Raw genomic sequence first — 16,028 nt, 5'->3', positions numbered from 1 at the left:
AACCCACGCGAGATGGATTACTACGCGCAAGGCTCCTGCTTCAAAGAGTTCGCATCAAAGGCGCGTTAATGGCAATTTCAAAGCGACAACGGCCATTCCGGCAATAATCCCGTCCGGCGGATCATTGGTCAATCTGCACTTGCACGGCTTGCGGGTGCAGGGCGGTTCATCGACAAATTAGCTCGTGACCCGCCACGACACTACGTCGTCATAGAATTCAAACGATGCGGCCAATCGGCTCGCGCGGCGTTGCACGAGCTGACAAAGTATGTCGCTCTATTTAAAGCGATGTCAGTCTCAGAAGGCATGCTCTGAAAGACGCGCCATGCGCGTTTCGGCTACCGGGAATTGCGCGCGATCCCTTCCTATCGGATCGCGAACTCAGACGGACTGCGACCGTCAAACAGTAGACTGCGTCGTCCTGACTAGACGAGGATTTCCGGCTAGTCCGCTAACGTCCATTCGATAGCCAATTTGAGAGCCAATTCGAGAACCAAAAACAAAAAGCCGTTGAATCTTTTTTAGATTCAACGGCTTATCATTCAGTTCTGGCGGAGAGACGGGGATTCGAACCCCGGATAGGTTATTAACCTATACACGCTTTCCAGGCGTGCGACTTAAACCGCTCATCCATCTCTCCGGCGGGGAGCCGAATTATAGCAAACTTCGCGCCCTGCGCCACACCCATGCGCAAACCGGCCTAAGGATGCCGGATGTAGTCCACCAATGCCCTCGTATAAGCATCCGGTTTCCGGTCGATCAGACTCACCCCGATCGCCACCAGAAACCCCGCCGGCACACCGAACACGCCTGAGCTGATCGGCTCGATCCCGAACCACCGCGCGCCGGCGAAGCCCGTCATCTGCGTAAAGAACGGATACGTCGACACGATGTAGTAAATGCACACCAGCAGCCCCGCCACCATGCCCGCCACGGCCCCAAGCCGGGTCGTGCGCTTCCAGAAGACGCCCAGCACCAGCACCGGAAACAGACTCGACGCCGCCAGCGAAAAAGCCGCGCCCACCAGAAACAGAATATTCCCCGTATTGAGCGACGCCACATACGACGCGAACAAGGCCACCCCCAGCAGCAAAATCTTCGAAATCGTCACGCGCCGCTGGCTCGACGCCGTCGGATCGACCATGTGGTAGTAGACGTCGTGCGACAACGCATTGGCAATCGTCAGCAGCAGACCATCCGCGGTCGAGAGCGCCGCAGCCAGCGCGCCAGCCGCGATCAGCCCGGACATCACATATGGCAGCCCCGCGATCTCGGGTGCGGCGAGCACCACCATATCCGGCTGCATCTGGATCTCACTCCAGCGCACGATGCCGTCGCCATTGGTATCCGCAAGGCTGATCAGACTCGGCTCGACCTTGCGCCACTGCATGAGCCACTGCGGCAAATCGGCAAAGTGGTGGCCGACCAGATTGGTCAATATCTCGTACTTGATCAACACGGCCAGTACGGGCACCGTCAGATAGAACAGCGCGACGAAGAACAACGTCCAGCCGACCGAGCGTCGCGCGGACGCCACCGAAGTCGTCGTGTTGTAGCGCGTCAGGATGTGCGGCAGGCTGGCGGTGCCAAGCGACAGGCACAGCAGCAGCGACAGGAAATTGCGTTCGTGAGTACGCCGGTCCTCTTCGCTCGTGACGGGAAACGGTTCGTGCATCGGCACCGGCGCGGCCGCGCGCATCAGCATCTCGTCGCGGCGTTGGGTCCAGACGATCTGGGCCGCGGCGGCATCGCGCGGAAACTGCTCCAGTTCCCTCTCCTGCTCCTTGATATCGCGCAACGGGCCATTGTGACGGCGCAAGTCCGCGACTTCCTGCGTGAGGCGCAGCTTCTCATCGACGAACGATTGCGGCAACGTATCGAGCCGCGTTTGCATCAGCGCGGCGCGCCGCCGATAGTCGTCGCGTACGGTCTGCTCGAGCGGCGCCTCGCGCACCTGCTTCTCCAGGCCTTCGACACGCTCCATCAAGCGCCCGTAGTTAAACTGCGGCACCCAGCCGAGGCCATCCTTATGCGCGATCATCGACACGGGAATCAGGATTGCCGCGATCAGGATGATGTATTGCGCGACCTGGGTCCACGTCACGGCACGCATACCGCCGAGAAACGAGCACACGAGAATGCCCGCGAGTCCGCAGAAAATGCCGACCGCGAAATCCACGCCGATAAAACGCGTCGCAATCAAGCCGACGCCCTGAATCTGCGCAACCAGATACACGAACGAGCACAGGATCGCCGCCAACGCAGCGAGTCCACGCACCGCGTTGCTCGAAAAGCGCGTGCCGAGAAAGTCGGGAATCGTGTAACGCGCGAGCTTGCGCACATACGGCGCGAGCAGGAACGCGACGAGGCAATAGCCGCCGGTCCAGCCCATCAGGTACGCGAGCCCGTCATATCCGGTTGCATAGATCGAACCGGCGAGACCGATGAACGACGCAGCGGAGAGCCAGTCGGCCGCCGTCGCCATGCCGTTGAAGGCCGAGGGCACGCGCCGCCCGGCAACGTAGTACTCCACCAGATCGGAGGTGCGCGACAGCAGGCCGATCACCGCATAAACCGCGATCGGCACGAACAGGAACACATAGCCGATCCACACACCCGGGCCGGTGGTGCGCTCGATGCGCCACATCACATAGATGAATAGCAGAAAGCCGAGCGTATAAAGCGCGTATGAGCGGATCAGCCTGTGTGTCAGCGTCATCGGCTCAGTTTCCGCGCGCAGCGGGCGCGCCGGCATCGGCACTGACACCGGTGGCATTCACGCCGGCGTCGGTGTCGAAAGCGCGTTGCAGACGGCGGTCGGCGCGCTGCATCAGCACGATATAAACGACGATCAACGCGACGTAGATCAGAATCGCGCCTTGCGCACCAAAGTAGAACGGCAACCGGAAACCGCCGAAGCGCACCTGATCCAACGCCGGCGCCACCAGCGGCAAAACGAACGACACCGCGAAGCCCACCGCCATCAACGTCGCGATCAATGCGAGGTTGAAGCGCCAGTATTTCTGATGCGCGCGCGCCATCGCCGCCGAGACCGCAGGGGGTTCGGGCGCGGGATTGAGGGTAGCGTGAGAGGCGTGGTGTGGCGCGGCCATGCGCCTATGTATCAAAAAGCCACCGGGCAGGCAATCGGGATTGTCCGCGCGGTGGCTTTAACAGCCTGACCCAAATGGTCGATACCCGGGTCCAGTCAAGGGCGCACCATTCGGCAGGCCCTTGCTGCGAACCCAGGCAAACCTAAGCTCAGAGCGACTCGCCGAGCTGATCGAGAATCGCCGGGTTTTCCAGCGTGGACACGTCCTGAGTGATTTCCTCGCCCTTCGCGAGCGAGCGCAACAGGCGCCGCATGATCTTGCCCGAACGCGTCTTCGGCAGGTTCTCGCCGAAGCGGATGTCCTTCGGTTTGGCGATCGGACCGATCTCCTTCGCGACCCAGTTGCGCAGTTCGCTGGCGAGCTTCACCGCTTCTTCGCCTTCAGGACGCGCGCGCTTGAGCACCACGAACGCGCACACGGCTTCGCCGGTCGTATCGTCAGGACGGCCAACCACGGCCGCTTCCGCCACGATCGGGTTCGACACCAGCGCCGACTCGATCTCCATCGTGCCGAGGCGGTGCCCGGACACGTTGAGCACGTCGTCGATGCGGCCCATGATCGTGAAGTAGCCGGTTTCCTTGTCGCGCACCGCGCCGTCGCCGGCGAGGTACAGCTTGCCGCCGAGTTCTTCGGGGAAGTAGCTCTTCCTGTAGCGGTCCGGATCGCCCCACACGTTGCGCAGCATCGACGGCCACGGGCGCTTCACCACCAGAATGCCACCCTGCCCGTTCGGCACGTCTTGGCCGGTTTCATCGACCACCGCCGCCATGATGCCCGGCAGCGGCAGCGTGCACGAACCCGGCACCAGCGGCGTGGCGCCCGGCAGCGGCGTGATCATGTGTCCGCCGGTTTCGGTTTGCCACCACGTATCGACGATCGGACAACGGCCACCGCCGACGTTCTCGTAATACCACACCCATGCTTCCGGATTGATCGGCTCGCCGACCGTGCCAATGACGCGCAGCGTCGACAGATCGTAGCTTTTCGGATGCACTTTCCCGTCCGCCTCGGCGGCCTTGATCAACGAGCGGATCGCGGTCGGCGCGGTGTAGAACAGCGAAACCTTGTGCTTCGCGATCATGTCCCAGAAGCGGCCGGCGTTCGGCCAGGTCGGCACGCCTTCGAACACGACCTGGGTGCCGCCGAGCGTCAACGGGCCATACGAGATGTAGCTATGGCCGGTGATCCAGCCGATGTCGGCGGTACACCAGAACACATCCGTGGACTTCCAGTCGAAGGTCCACTTCATGGTCTGCGCGGCCCACAGCAGATAGCCGCCGGTGCTGTGCTGCACGCCCTTCGGCTTGCCGGTCGAACCGGACGTATAGAGGATGAAGAGCGGATGCTCGGCGCCGACCCACTCGGGTGCACATTGATCCGATTCGGACTGCGTGAGTTCGTGCATCCACAGATCGCGGCTTTCGTTCCACGCGATCTTGCCGCCGGTGCGCTTGTAGACGATCACGCTCTTCACCGCCTCGCAGCCGCCCATGGCAATGGCTTCGTCGGCGATGTTCTTCAGCGGCAAGGCCTTGCCGCCACGCATCTGTTCGTCGGAAGTCACGAGCGCGACCGCGCCCACATCCACCAGCCGCTCGTTCAGCGACTTCGACGAGAAGCCGCCGAACACCACCGAATGCGTGGCGCCGATCCGCGCGCATGCCTGCATGGCGACAATGCCTTCGATCGACATCGGCATATAGATCACCACGCGATCGCCCTTCTTCACGCCGCGCTTTTTCAGCGCGTTCGCAAAGCGCGATACACGTTGCAGCAGATCCTGGTAAGTGACGTTAGTGACCGTACCGTCATCGGCTTCGAAGATGATCGCGACGCGCTCGCCGTTGCCGGCTTCGACATGGCGGTCGATGCTGTTATACGACGCGTTCAGCTGGCCGTCTTCGAACCATGTGTAGAAAGGCGCGTTCGATTCGTCCAGCACCTTGGTGAAGGGCTTGTTCCAGCTTAGCGTCTCGCGAGCGAGGCGCCCCCAGAACCCTTCGTAATCACGCTCCGCTTCGGCGGCCAGCGCCCGGTACGCGTCCATGCCGGAGATCGTCGCACCAGCCGCTGCTTCAGCGGAGGGCGGGAAAACACGGCGTTCGTGAAGAACAGATTCAATCGCAGACATCGACAACCCCTTGGTGAAGATGAAACCAGAAACCTGTGCCGGCGCGCCTGAGACGCGCCTTGTCATGATGGCGCCGCCATTCGTGATCACCAGGCGGCGCGCTGTCTCCAACCCTCGCGCAGCGATCGCCGATCACTGCGCCGCGGCCCGTTCGCCTTTCGCTTTCATGTATGCCGCATTGCAACATAGATGAATGGCTGACGTTCCGCTCTCGTGCTCAAACATAAACTTTGCAACTTACCGGCCACTTACGCGAGGCGCATCGTGTAGCGGGCGAAAACCCTTACGCGGCTCGGAGTCACGCTCGGCATGCTACGCGTTACGGTCCGTTCATGCGCGCCGATCGACATGCCGGTGCAACCGATCCATGCCGAAACCGGGCACGCGGGACGCATCACGTGCGCCGCGCCGGCGCTGCGCCTTTACGCTGGCTCGCACGCCCTCTTACAATGCTAACTGAACTAGCCGTCTGGATTCCAGCTTGAATCGTTACTCCCTGCTTCTCATTACCTCGATGCTGCTGGTCGGCAGCAATGTCGGAATCGGTAAATCGATCGTCGAGTTCGTCCCCGTCCCCCTGTTCGCGCTGCTGCGCTTCGTCATTGCAATGGCAGTATTGTGGCCGCTATTGCGCGTCGCCAAACTGCGCCGCGTCAAACGCGATGAATGGCTCAATCTGTTTCTGCAGGCGCTGTTCGGCACCTTCGGGTTCACGCTGCTGATGCTTAACGGCGTGCAACGCACCAGCGCGGTCGCGGCCGGCGTCATCACCAGCACGATCCCCGCGGTCGTCGCGCTGCTCTCGTGGCTGATCCTCAAAGAGCGTCCGAACGGTCGGGCACTCGCATCGATCGCGCTGGCGATCGTCGGGGTGGTCGTCATCAATCTCGCCCATGTGGACGAGAATGCGGGCGGCGAGACTTCGTTCACCGGCAATCTGATGGTGCTGGGCGCGGTGTGCTGCGAATCGCTTTACATCATCCTGTCGCGCCGTTTGACGCAAACACTCGCCCCGATCGACATCTGTGCCTACACGCATCTGTTCGGCCTGCTGCTGATGCTGCCGCTCGGCGTCACCGCGCTGCTGCACTTCGACTATCGCGCGGTGCCCGTTAGCGTCTGGACGCTGGTGCTGTGGTACGGGCTATCGGCGAGCATCTTCTCGTTCTGGCTGTGGATGAAGGGCATTCGCCATGTACCGGGCAGTCTCGCGGGTGTGTTCAGCGCCGTGCTGCCGGTGGCGGCGGCGATTTACGGCATCGTGTTTCTCGGTGAGCGGCCCACGCTCGCGCACGGCATCGCGCTTGCCTGCGTGGTGGCAGGAATCGGGCTGGCGAGCCTGAAGGTGAAGCGGGTACCGCCGGTGGCCTCCTGAGCGCCACCACTGCCCGCCGCGCCGCAGCAAATTCATCCGACGCTGTACAATAGCGCGCCTGACGCGAGCTTTTCCGGCCTCCCCTGGCCGCGTATCGCGCCGTCTGCGCCCTGGTTTGCGTGCTCGATACGCGCGTTTGGTTTGCGCTTCGGGTCAGCGCATTTAGTCCGTGTTCCGTCACCTGCGTTTCATCTGACTCTTGCCTATGTCCGCCCCGCGACCCGACTCAGCCCGTCAGCGCCGCCCGATGCGCCCGCTGCCCGTCATCATCTTCATGAGCCGCTGGCTGCAGGTGCCGCTCTATCTGGGCCTGATCGTCGCGCAAGGCGTCTACGTCGTTCTGTTCCTCAAAGAGGTCTGGCATCTGGTCACCGCGTCCATGACGCTCGACGAAACCAGCATCATGCTGGTGGTACTCGGCCTGATCGACGTGGTGATGATCTCGAACCTGCTGATCATGGTGATCATCGGCGGGTATGAAACCTTCGTGTCGCGCCTCGGCGTGGAGGGTCATCCGGACGAGCCGGAATGGCTCGACCACGTCAACGCCGGCGTGCTGAAGGTGAAGCTTTCCATGGCGCTGATCAGCATCTCGTCGATCCATCTGTTGAAGACCTTCATCAGCCCCGACCAGAATTCGACGCACACCATCATGTGGCAGGTCATTATCCACGTCGCGTTCCTTCTCTCGGCGGTCGTGATGGCGCTGGTCGACCGCCTCACCACGCATACGCATCCGAAACATTTTCAGGAGCCCGCGGGATTGCATCCGCTGGGTTCGAACGGTTCCACTCCCCTGAAGGCGCACGACTGACCGCACTGCCCTGCGAGTCTGATAACAAGCGCCATTGTCCCCACTGAGCTAGCCATCATGACCGTCATCAAACAGGAAGATCTGATCCAGAGCATTGCTGATTCGCTTCAGTACATCAGCTATTACCACCCGCTCGATTACATCCAGGCCTTGGGCCGCGCTTACGAGCTCGAGGAGAGCCCGGCCGCGAAGGATGCGATCGCGCAGATCCTCACCAACAGCCGCATGTGCGCCGAAGGCAAGCGCCCGATCTGCCAGGACACCGGCATCGTCACGGTGTTCGTGAAGGTCGGCATGGACGTGCGTTGGGACGGTGCGACGATGGGCGTCACCGAGATGATCAACGAAGGCGTGCGCCGCGGTTATCTGAACCCGGACAACGTGCTGCGCGCGTCGATCGTGAGCCCGCCGGAAGGCGCACGCAAGAATACGAAAGACAACACGCCGGCCGTGATCCACTACGAGATCGTGCCGGGCGACAAGGTCGACGTACAGGTTGCGGCGAAGGGCGGCGGCTCGGAAAACAAGTCGAAGTTCGCGATGCTGAACCCGTCGGACTCGATCGTCGACTGGATTCTGAAGACCGTGCCGACCATGGGTGCAGGCTGGTGTCCGCCGGGCATGCTCGGCATCGGCATCGGCGGCACCGCTGAGAAAGCGATGGTCATGGCGAAGGAATCGCTGATGGATCCGATCGACATTCAGGACGTGATCGCACGCGGCCCGAAAGACTGGATCGAAGAACTGCGCGTCGAACTGCACGAGAAGGTCAATGCGCTCGGTATCGGCGCACAAGGCCTGGGCGGTCTTGCCACCGTGCTCGACGTGAAGATCATGGCTGCACCGACGCACGCTGCGAGCAAGCCGATCGCCATCATCCCGAACTGCGCGGCGACCCGTCACGCGCACTTCACGCTGGATGGTTCGGGCGTGGCGAAGCTCGAAGCGCCGTCGCTCGACGCATGGCCGAAAGTGCAATGGGAACCGGACACGGAAAAGAGCAAGCGCGTCGACCTGAACACGCTGACGCCGGAAGAAGTCGCAGCCTGGACGCCGGGCCAGACGTTGTTGCTGTCGGGCAAGATGCTGACGGGCCGCGACGCGGCGCATAAGCGCATCGCCGATATGCTGGCGAAGGGCGAAAAGCTCCCGGTCGACTTCACGAATCGCGTGATCTACTACGTCGGCCCGGTCGATCCGGTGCGCGACGAGGCAGTCGGCCCCGCAGGCCCGACCACCGCCACGCGCATGGACAAGTTCACCGAGACCATGTTGTCGCAAACCGGTCTGATTTCGATGATCGGCAAGGCCGAGCGCGGCCCGGTTGCGATCGAGGCGATCAAGAAGCATAAGGCTGCGTATCTGATGGCGGTGGGCGGCGCGGCTTACCTCGTGTCGAAAGCAATTCGCAGCGCGAAGGTTCTCGCGTTCGAAGACCTCGGCATGGAAGCGATCTATGAATTCGACGTGCAGGATATGCCGGTGACGGTCGCCGTCGATTCGAACGGCACATCGGTGCACCAAACCGGTCCGAAGGAATGGCAAGCCAAGATCGGCAAGATTCCGGTCGCGACGGTTTGATCGGCAAATAGCATCAGGTAAGAAAATGCAAGCCGGGGCCTCAAACCCCGGCTTTCTTTATCCTGAAATGAGAACGGTACGCATCACGCTAAAAACCTTGCGAATCGAGGCCAAAAACTGTGTTTTTTGCCTTGGCTTTTTGTCTTTCGCCGTTTATTGTTCTGGGAAATTCAAAGCCCCCTACAAGGACACATCATGCAAGGCGATAAGAAGGTCATTGAGTATCTCAACTCCCAGTTGAAGAACGAACTCACCGCCATCAACCAATACTTCCTGCATGCGCGGATGTACAAGCACTGGGGTCTCGAGAAACTCGGCAAGCATGAGTACGACGAATCGATCGGCGAAATGAAGCATGCCGACTGGCTGATCGAACGCATTTTCATGCTCGACGGCCTGCCGAATCTGCAAGACCTGCACAAGCTGCTGATCGGTGAAGAAACCAAAGAAATCCTCGAATGCGATCTGAAGCTCGAACAGATTTCGCAGAGCACCTGCAAAGAAGCGATTGTGTATTGCGAATCCGTTCGCGATTTCATCTCGCGCGAAATCTTCGTGAAGATTCTCGACGACACCGAAGAACACATTGACTGGCTCGAAACGCAACTGGACCTGATCGACAAGGTCGGCATCCAGAACTACCAGCAAACTGCAATGGGTTCGGTCGAGTCCTGATCGAACCGGGTTGGAAAAGCCCGCGCGACGGCTCATGGGCCGGCTGATACGCCAACTTGCCGGGCTGCTTGTTTGCCAGGTTGTTTGCCTGCTTATTTGTCAGAATCGGCGCCGCGCGGGCGATATACTTGCACACGCCCCAGTTTTCGTGAGTTTTCCGTGACCGCTGTGCCGCGCGTCTCCTTATCGCCTATGTCCGCAGAATCGCCGTCTTCGAGTGCCCGGATTGCTACCTCAGGTGGCGGTTCGCGGGCGCCGGTCGGCATTTTCGATTCGGGTCTGGGCGGGTTGTCGGTGCTGCGGGCGGTCCGGGCGCAACTCCCCGGCGAAGCGCTCATCTACGTCGCCGATTCGCTCTACGCCCCCTACGGTGAACGCGACGACGATTTCATCGCCGACCGCACCCTCGCGATCGGCGAGTGGCTCGCAAGCCAGGGCGCCAAGGCGCTGGTGGTCGCATGCAACACGGCGACCGCGCAGTCCATCGCACTGGTCCGCGAAAAACTGGCGATTCCGCTGGTAGGCGTCGAACCGGGCGTCAAACCGGCCGCGCTGCAGTCCAAAGCGCGGGTGGCCGGCGTGCTCGCTACGCAAGTGACCTTGCGCAGCGCCCGCTTTCAGGCGCTATTGGAGCGCTACGCCGCCGATTGCCGTTTCCTTTGCCAGCCTGGCCACGGGCTCGTGCAGGCGGTAGAACGCTGCGACGTGGGCTCCGCTGAACTGCGCGAGCTGCTGCGCAGCTACCTGCAGCCCATGCTCGATGCCGGCGCCGACACACTGGTGCTGGGCTGCACCCACTACCCCTTTCTCGATGCGGCGATCCGCGACATCGTCGGCGACCGGCTGACGCTGATCGATACGAGCGTGGCCATCGCACGCCAGCTGGAACGGATACTCGACCAGCACGGCCTGCGCGCCACCCCGGAAAGCGCCGAGCCTGCTCTGCCCCGTTTTTATTCCACCGGCGACGGTACGCATCAGCAACAGCTTGCCGCGACCCTGTTGCACATCGACGCGACAGTCGAGCAGGTCGTGATTCCTTCGCGCCGCACAGCAGCGCCGGATTCCCAAGCCGCATAAAACCCCTCGCACGCTGCTTTTTAGGCCGCCGCACGGCCATTTTGCGCACTTTTCAGGCGTTTTTGCGCCCGTCCCGCCATCCGCGGCAAATCCCACCCTTTAGACGAAACCCTTCTAAGAGTCTGGTTTTGTTACAAAAAATCATGCAGGACGCTTGCCAAACCAGCCAATCAAAATGATAATAGTTCGCATTAACGTTAGCTATGACGCCCTGCCATGATTGTCTGTGTCTGCAAGTCTGTTTCTGACCGAAAGATCCGTGCCTCGATCGCGGAAGGCGTCGATTCGTTCGACGAACTCCAGTTCGAACTCGGCGTCGCTTCCTGCTGTGGCAAGTGCGCGGAATCCGTGCGCGGCGTCATGATGGAAAGCGGCGTGTGCGCGAGCCGTTGCGGCTTCGATCATCACTCGCAGGCTATGCCGCTGACGTTTTACGAACGCAAGGCCGCCTGAGGCTGATTTAGAGCGCGGCCCATGCCGCGCCTCGGGCGCTCGCCGCTTTATCGCTTCACCGCTTCATGCGCTTGTTTTACGCGCCGCCTCACGCCTTATCCCACTGCCGTCAGCAAGCCAGTATCCATACCAGCCAGCTACCCGCTCACCCGTTAAAGGAGTTTGAGATGGAATTGTTGATTGGTTTCGTGACTACTTTGTTCATTTCGTTGCTGATCTTCCGAACATGACGATGTCTTGTCTGGCGTGCCGCATCGACGGCACGTCGCCACGCTAACATGCAGGCCTCGCATACCGTTTCAGCCGGCGCCACGCCGGCTTCGTCCGCCCGAATGAATTCCCGTGCGTTGACCGCGACTGCCGCCGTCGCGGCAATTCACGTCGCTTTGCTTGCGGTGATCATGACGTTGCGTCATGAACCGCTGCAGCCCGTGATCGAATCGAAGGTGATGACCGCACAGTTGCTGGCGCCCGCGCCGATCGCCGCGCCCGTCGCGGTGCAATCGATCGCCCCGCCGCCGCCCAAGCCGACACCACCGGTTCACACCAAGCCGAAAGTCCAGCCCAAGCCGACACCGACGCCAACACCTACGCCATTGCCGATCGCCTCGACTCCGTCACCGACGCCTGTCGCCGCGCCCGAGCCGACGCCCGCGCCTGCCGCACCGGCGGCGCCTGCCGCTCAGGCCGCGCCGGCAATCGGCCGTCCGACCATGGACATCACGGTGCCGAAGAACGTCTCGCACATCGAGTGCAGCATGATCACGCCGGACTACCCCGCGCTGTCGAAGCGCCGCGGCGAAACCGGTACGGCCTACGTGACGTTCGTCATCGGGCCGACGGGGAAGGTTGAAAGCATCTCGCTCAAAAAGAGCAGCGGCTTCAGCCGTCTGGATGACGCCGCCATCGCCGCCGCGCATGCGAGCTCGTGCAAGCCCTATCTCGAGAACGGTCAGGCTATTCGGGCCACGGCCACCCAGCCTTACAACTTCAATCTGAACGATTGAAGCAGATTTCAAAAAAAAGGAATTGCAATGCAAAACTACGGATTGGCGCACGTGTGGGCGCAAGGGGATTTCGTGACGCGCGGCATCGCGCTCGCGCTGTTGATCATGTCGGTCATGTCGTGGAGCGTGATCGTCATCAAAGGCTGGAACGTGATGCGCCTGAAGCGTCTCACGAAGAATGCCGAGCAGCAGTTCTGGCATTCGGACGATCTCGCCGACGGCGTGAAGAAACTCGGTGCCGGCTCGTCGACGCCGCAGGACAATCCGTTCCTCGCACTCGCGCTGTCGGGCCAGGAAGCCGCGGATCACCATCATCAGACGCAGCCGCATCTGCACGATCGCATGGATGTGTCGGATTGGGTGACGCGCTGCCTGAAGGACACAATGGACGAAAGCGTCGCGCGCATGCAAAGCGGTCTGGCGATTCTCGCCTCGATCGGCAGCACGGCGCCGTTCGTCGGCCTGTTCGGCACGGTGTGGGGCATCTATCACGCGCTGCTGGCGATCGGTGCGAGCGGCCAGTCGTCGATCGATCAGGTCGCGGGCCCGGTCGGCGAAGCGCTGATCATGACCGCGTTCGGCCTGTTCGTCGCGATTCCGGCCGTGCTGGGCTACAACGCACTGACGCGTGCCAACAAGGCGGTCGTCGCCAAACTGAGCCGCTTTGCGCACGGTCTGCACGCCTTCTTCGTGACGGGCGCCCGTCTGTCGTCGTCGAGGCGCGGCGACGGTCTGCGCCTCGCCACACGCACCAACTGATCGACGAGGCATTCCGATGGCAATGAGCCCTTTCGCCAGCGACGATGACGACGGCCTGATGAACGAAATCAACATGACGCCGCTCGTCGACGTGATGTTGGTTCTCCTGATCGTCTTCATGGTGACGATCCCGGTGATTCGTCACGCGGTCAAAATCGATCTGCCGCACGCGAGCAGTCAGAAGGAAGACACCAAGCCCGCCCAGGTGACGGTCGCCGTCGACGCGGACGGCAACGTATTGTGGGACGACAAGAAGGTCGACGACGCAGCGCTGCGCGCGAAGATTGCGGAAGCTGCGCAAGCGAATCCGCAACCGGAGCTGCATCTGGATGCGGATCGCAAGGTCGCGTACGAAAAAGTGGCCGAAGTGATGTCGGCGGCGCAGGCCGGCGGTCTCACGAAGATCGGCTTCGTCACGCAGCCTAAAGGCAAATAAGCGCACGTGAAGGCAGGTGATCCGCGTATCGCGGCGTATTGCTGTTAAGCAGCGCCTGCCGAAAAATCAGAAAAGCCCTTGAAACAAGGGCTAAAAGTAAAAGGCCTTCATCGTCAGATGAAGGCCTTTTTTTGTGCGCACTCGGCGCCTTCGGGCGGCGGGATTATTTACCATCAGAAGATGACTGATAGCTCGAGTCACCGCATGCGACAGCCGTGATCGACACGGACAGCGCGGTCAGCCCTATCAGGCCCACTATCATAGAGGCCATGAGTTTTCGCATAAGAGACTCCTTAGCGAAGGGATTTCACTATAGGCCCGCGAGCGCGCGCATTCAAGCAAACCGCCATTGAAAGTACTCATGGCAAACGGCGTTTAAATGCTAAAAGCGATGTCGCCGCACGCAATAGGTGCTATGACGCGACCGCGAGAACAGGCTGCGATGCGTCTTGCGTGGCACGCGTCGGGCACTCGCCCATGATGTATTTACCTTCGTCCGGATCGAGCATCTCGACCAGATAATCGACGAATGCGCGCACCGCCGGCACCATTCCCTGCCGTGACACGAATACCGCGTACAACTGCGGCGTCGGGAAGGTCCAACCCGGCATCACCGGCGACAACTGCCCCGCGCGCAACGCGCTGCCGTACATCATTTCCGGCAACGCGGCGATACCCACACCGGACAGCACCGCTTCGCGAATCGTCATCAGATCGGCGGTGACGAGGCGCGGCTCGTGTTCGTGCGCGTGGCGCGTGCCGTCGGGGGCGATCAGATCGAAGACGTGGCGCCCGTCGCCGGTCGGCACGTCGAGCGTTTCGAAACGGTTCAGATCGGCAGGCAGCAGCGGCGGCGCATTCTGCTGCAGCAGACTCGGTGCGCCAACCAGCATCTGCTGCGTGCGCCACAACGGGCGCACGACGATATTGGCGTTTTCCGGCGGGTCGGAGCGTACGCGCAACGCGATGTCGATCGAATCCTCGAACAGATCGACCACGCGGTTCGTCACGCGCATCACCACCCTCACTTCCGGGTAACGATGCATGAATTCCGGCAGAATCTGCGACAGGATCGTCTGCGAAACCGTCACCGGCACGCTCACGCGCACCGTGCCGCGCGGCGACGAACGCAGTTGCTGCACCACGTTGACAGCCGCCTGCGCTTCGCTCAGCATCGCCTGACAATGCTGATAGAAGAGATGTCCGGCTTCAGTGAGCGCCAGCTTACGGGTGGAACGCTGCAGCAAACGCACGCCCAGCGATGCTTCCAGCTCGGTCAGCCGGCGCGACAGGCGCGACTTGGAAATACCCAGCACGCGCTCGGCGGCGGAAAAACCGCCATGTTCGACGACCTGCGAAAAGTACATCAGGTCATTCAGATTGTGTGAATCGATCTTCATCTCATCGTTCCAGTAATAGAACAATCCATTGCGTAACGGCGGCTGGCACCTTGAAAAACGGTCCCTATAATAGCTCCATGTTTCAAAAATAATGCTATTCCCCATTTTTTGAGGTGACTTTGATGAGCACGGCACGCACGATCGAACGCACGTTTCCCGCCGTTCGCACGACCGAGGGCGGCGGCTTTATCGTCCACCGTCCGTTTCCGACTCGCATGCTGATGGATTTCGATCCGTTCCTGCTGCTCGACGAAATGGGCCCGATCGACTACGCGCCGGGTGAAGCCAAAGGCGCGCCGGATCATCCGCATCGCGGCTTCGAGACGGTCACGTACGTGCTCGAGGGCCAGTTCGGCCACAAGGATTCGGCAGGCCACTCCGGCACGCTGCACGCCGGCGACGTGCAATGGATGACCGCGGGCGCGGGTGTCGTGCACAGCGAGATGCCGGACCCGTCGTTCGTGCGGACGGGCGGCCGCGTACACGGCCTGCAGTTGTGGGTCAATCTGCCGCGACGCGACAAGATGATCGAACCGCGCTACCAGGAGATGCCGTCGGCCAGCATTCCGGTTGCGACTTCCGCGGACGGCAAGGTGCGCGTCAAGGTGATTGCGGGCGAAGCGCTCGGCGTGAAGGCCGCGATCGAAACGCGCACGCCGATCCTGTATCAGCATTTCTCGCTGCAACCGGGGGCATCGATTCAGCAGCCGGTGCCGGCCGACTATCGCGTGTTTGCTTACGGCCTGTCCGGCAAGGGTTTCTATGGCGAAGGCGAAGCGCGCCAGGAAATCGACGCGCGAAAGATGGTGGTGTTTCAGAACGACGGCGAGTCGGTCACGCTGACAGCGGGCGAAGAGCCGCTCGAAGTGCTGCTTCTCGGCGGCGTGCCGCTGAAAGAACCGGTGGTCCGCTACGGCCCGTTCGTCATGAACACGGAAGACGAAATCCGCCAGGCCGTAACCGATTACCAGGCCGGGCGCATGGGCGCGATCACGCACTGATCAGCCACGCCGGCACGCGCCGCCACTCACCATCGCGGTGGCGCGGCTCTCACTATGCCGCGCGCCGCCGCGCATGATTGCAGTAGCGCGGCGCCTCACCTACCGTCCGCGCTACCGCCACGCATGGGCGCGAAGGCCGGTAAATTCGTTCACAATAGCGGCTCATGCCGCGCACTACGCCGTCTAACCCTGACGGACCGTGG

General features: G+C 61.6%; 14 protein-coding genes and 1 tRNA gene. 10 read left to right on the top strand and 5 right to left on the bottom strand.

What is annotated here, in order from left to right; genetic code table 11:
* Positions 1-549 precede the first annotated feature (549 nt).
* The 4 genes from ACOSV0_RS05810 to acs all read right to left on the bottom strand — a co-directional run bounded on the left by ACOSV0_RS05810 (position 550) and on the right by acs (position 5,244).
* Positions 550-640 (bottom strand) — tRNA-Ser (locus ACOSV0_RS05810).
* Positions 641-700: 60 nt separating this feature from the next.
* Positions 701-2,719, bottom strand: coding sequence for a sodium:solute symporter family protein (locus ACOSV0_RS05805; RefSeq protein WP_434109294.1), 2,019 nt, complete (start codon positions 2,717-2,719; stop codon positions 701-703).
* Between the two features lie 4 nt (positions 2,720-2,723).
* Positions 2,724-3,113, bottom strand: coding sequence for a DUF4212 domain-containing protein (locus ACOSV0_RS05800; RefSeq protein ID WP_434109293.1), 390 nt, complete (start codon positions 3,111-3,113; stop codon positions 2,724-2,726).
* A 148-nt stretch (positions 3,114-3,261) separates the two neighbouring features.
* Complete coding sequence (acs, locus tag ACOSV0_RS05795) at positions 3,262-5,244, bottom strand: acetate--CoA ligase (RefSeq protein ID WP_434109292.1); 1,983 nt, start codon at positions 5,242-5,244, stop codon at positions 3,262-3,264.
* Between the two features lie 481 nt (positions 5,245-5,725).
* On the opposite strand from acs, the gene ACOSV0_RS05790 reads away from it, so the two are divergent.
* The 9 genes from ACOSV0_RS05790 to ACOSV0_RS05750 all read left to right on the top strand — a co-directional run bounded on the left by ACOSV0_RS05790 (position 5,726) and on the right by ACOSV0_RS05750 (position 13,424).
* Positions 5,726-6,619 carry a DMT family transporter gene (locus ACOSV0_RS05790; RefSeq protein WP_434109291.1) on the top strand — a complete coding sequence of 298 codons (894 nt, stop codon included), beginning with the start codon at positions 5,726-5,728 and terminating at the stop codon, positions 6,617-6,619.
* Between the two features lie 247 nt (positions 6,620-6,866).
* Positions 6,867-7,433 (top strand): TIGR00645 family protein, encoded by a 567-nt coding sequence (locus tag ACOSV0_RS05785; RefSeq protein ID WP_434109290.1) that lies wholly within the window; start codon positions 6,867-6,869, stop codon positions 7,431-7,433.
* A 57-nt stretch (positions 7,434-7,490) separates the two neighbouring features.
* Entirely contained in the window at positions 7,491-9,014 is a 1,524-nt protein-coding gene (locus ACOSV0_RS05780) for a fumarate hydratase (RefSeq protein WP_434109289.1), read from the top strand.
* A gap of 195 nt (positions 9,015-9,209) precedes the next feature.
* Positions 9,210-9,689: a bacterioferritin gene (bfr, locus tag ACOSV0_RS05775; RefSeq protein WP_063495349.1), complete on the top strand. Its 480-nt coding sequence runs from the start codon at positions 9,210-9,212 to the stop codon at positions 9,687-9,689.
* A 192-nt stretch (positions 9,690-9,881) separates the two neighbouring features.
* Entirely contained in the window at positions 9,882-10,769 is an 888-nt protein-coding gene (murI, locus tag ACOSV0_RS05770; protein ID WP_434109287.1) for a glutamate racemase, read from the top strand.
* Positions 10,770-10,985: 216 nt separating this feature from the next.
* Entirely contained in the window at positions 10,986-11,222 is a 237-nt protein-coding gene (locus tag ACOSV0_RS05765; protein ID WP_408392253.1) for a (2Fe-2S)-binding protein, read from the top strand.
* Between the two features lie 278 nt (positions 11,223-11,500).
* On the top strand, positions 11,501-12,229 hold the full coding sequence (locus ACOSV0_RS05760; protein ID WP_434109285.1) for an energy transducer TonB: 729 nt from the start codon (positions 11,501-11,503) through the stop codon (positions 12,227-12,229).
* A 27-nt stretch (positions 12,230-12,256) separates the two neighbouring features.
* Complete coding sequence (locus ACOSV0_RS05755) at positions 12,257-12,988, top strand: MotA/TolQ/ExbB proton channel family protein (RefSeq protein WP_434109284.1); 732 nt, start codon at positions 12,257-12,259, stop codon at positions 12,986-12,988.
* Between the two features lie 16 nt (positions 12,989-13,004).
* Positions 13,005-13,424: an ExbD/TolR family protein gene (locus tag ACOSV0_RS05750; protein WP_434109283.1), complete on the top strand. Its 420-nt coding sequence runs from the start codon at positions 13,005-13,007 to the stop codon at positions 13,422-13,424.
* Between the two features lie 413 nt (positions 13,425-13,837).
* Here ACOSV0_RS05750 and ACOSV0_RS05745 read toward each other — a convergent pair whose 3' ends face one another.
* On the bottom strand, positions 13,838-14,824 hold the full coding sequence (locus ACOSV0_RS05745) for a LysR family transcriptional regulator (RefSeq protein WP_434109282.1): 987 nt from the start codon (positions 14,822-14,824) through the stop codon (positions 13,838-13,840).
* A gap of 122 nt (positions 14,825-14,946) precedes the next feature.
* On the opposite strand from ACOSV0_RS05745, the gene ACOSV0_RS05740 reads away from it, so the two are divergent.
* Complete coding sequence (locus ACOSV0_RS05740) at positions 14,947-15,825, top strand: pirin family protein (protein ID WP_434109281.1); 879 nt, start codon at positions 14,947-14,949, stop codon at positions 15,823-15,825.
* Positions 15,826-16,028 lie beyond the last annotated feature (203 nt).

Origin of the sequence: Paraburkholderia caffeinilytica (assembly GCF_051027425.1) — a bacterium.
Classification (GTDB): Bacteria; Pseudomonadota; Gammaproteobacteria; order Burkholderiales; family Burkholderiaceae; genus Paraburkholderia; species Paraburkholderia caffeinilytica_A.
The sequence above is the reverse complement of the archived record's forward strand: the minus strand, read 5'-3'. Positions and strand labels throughout refer to the sequence as shown.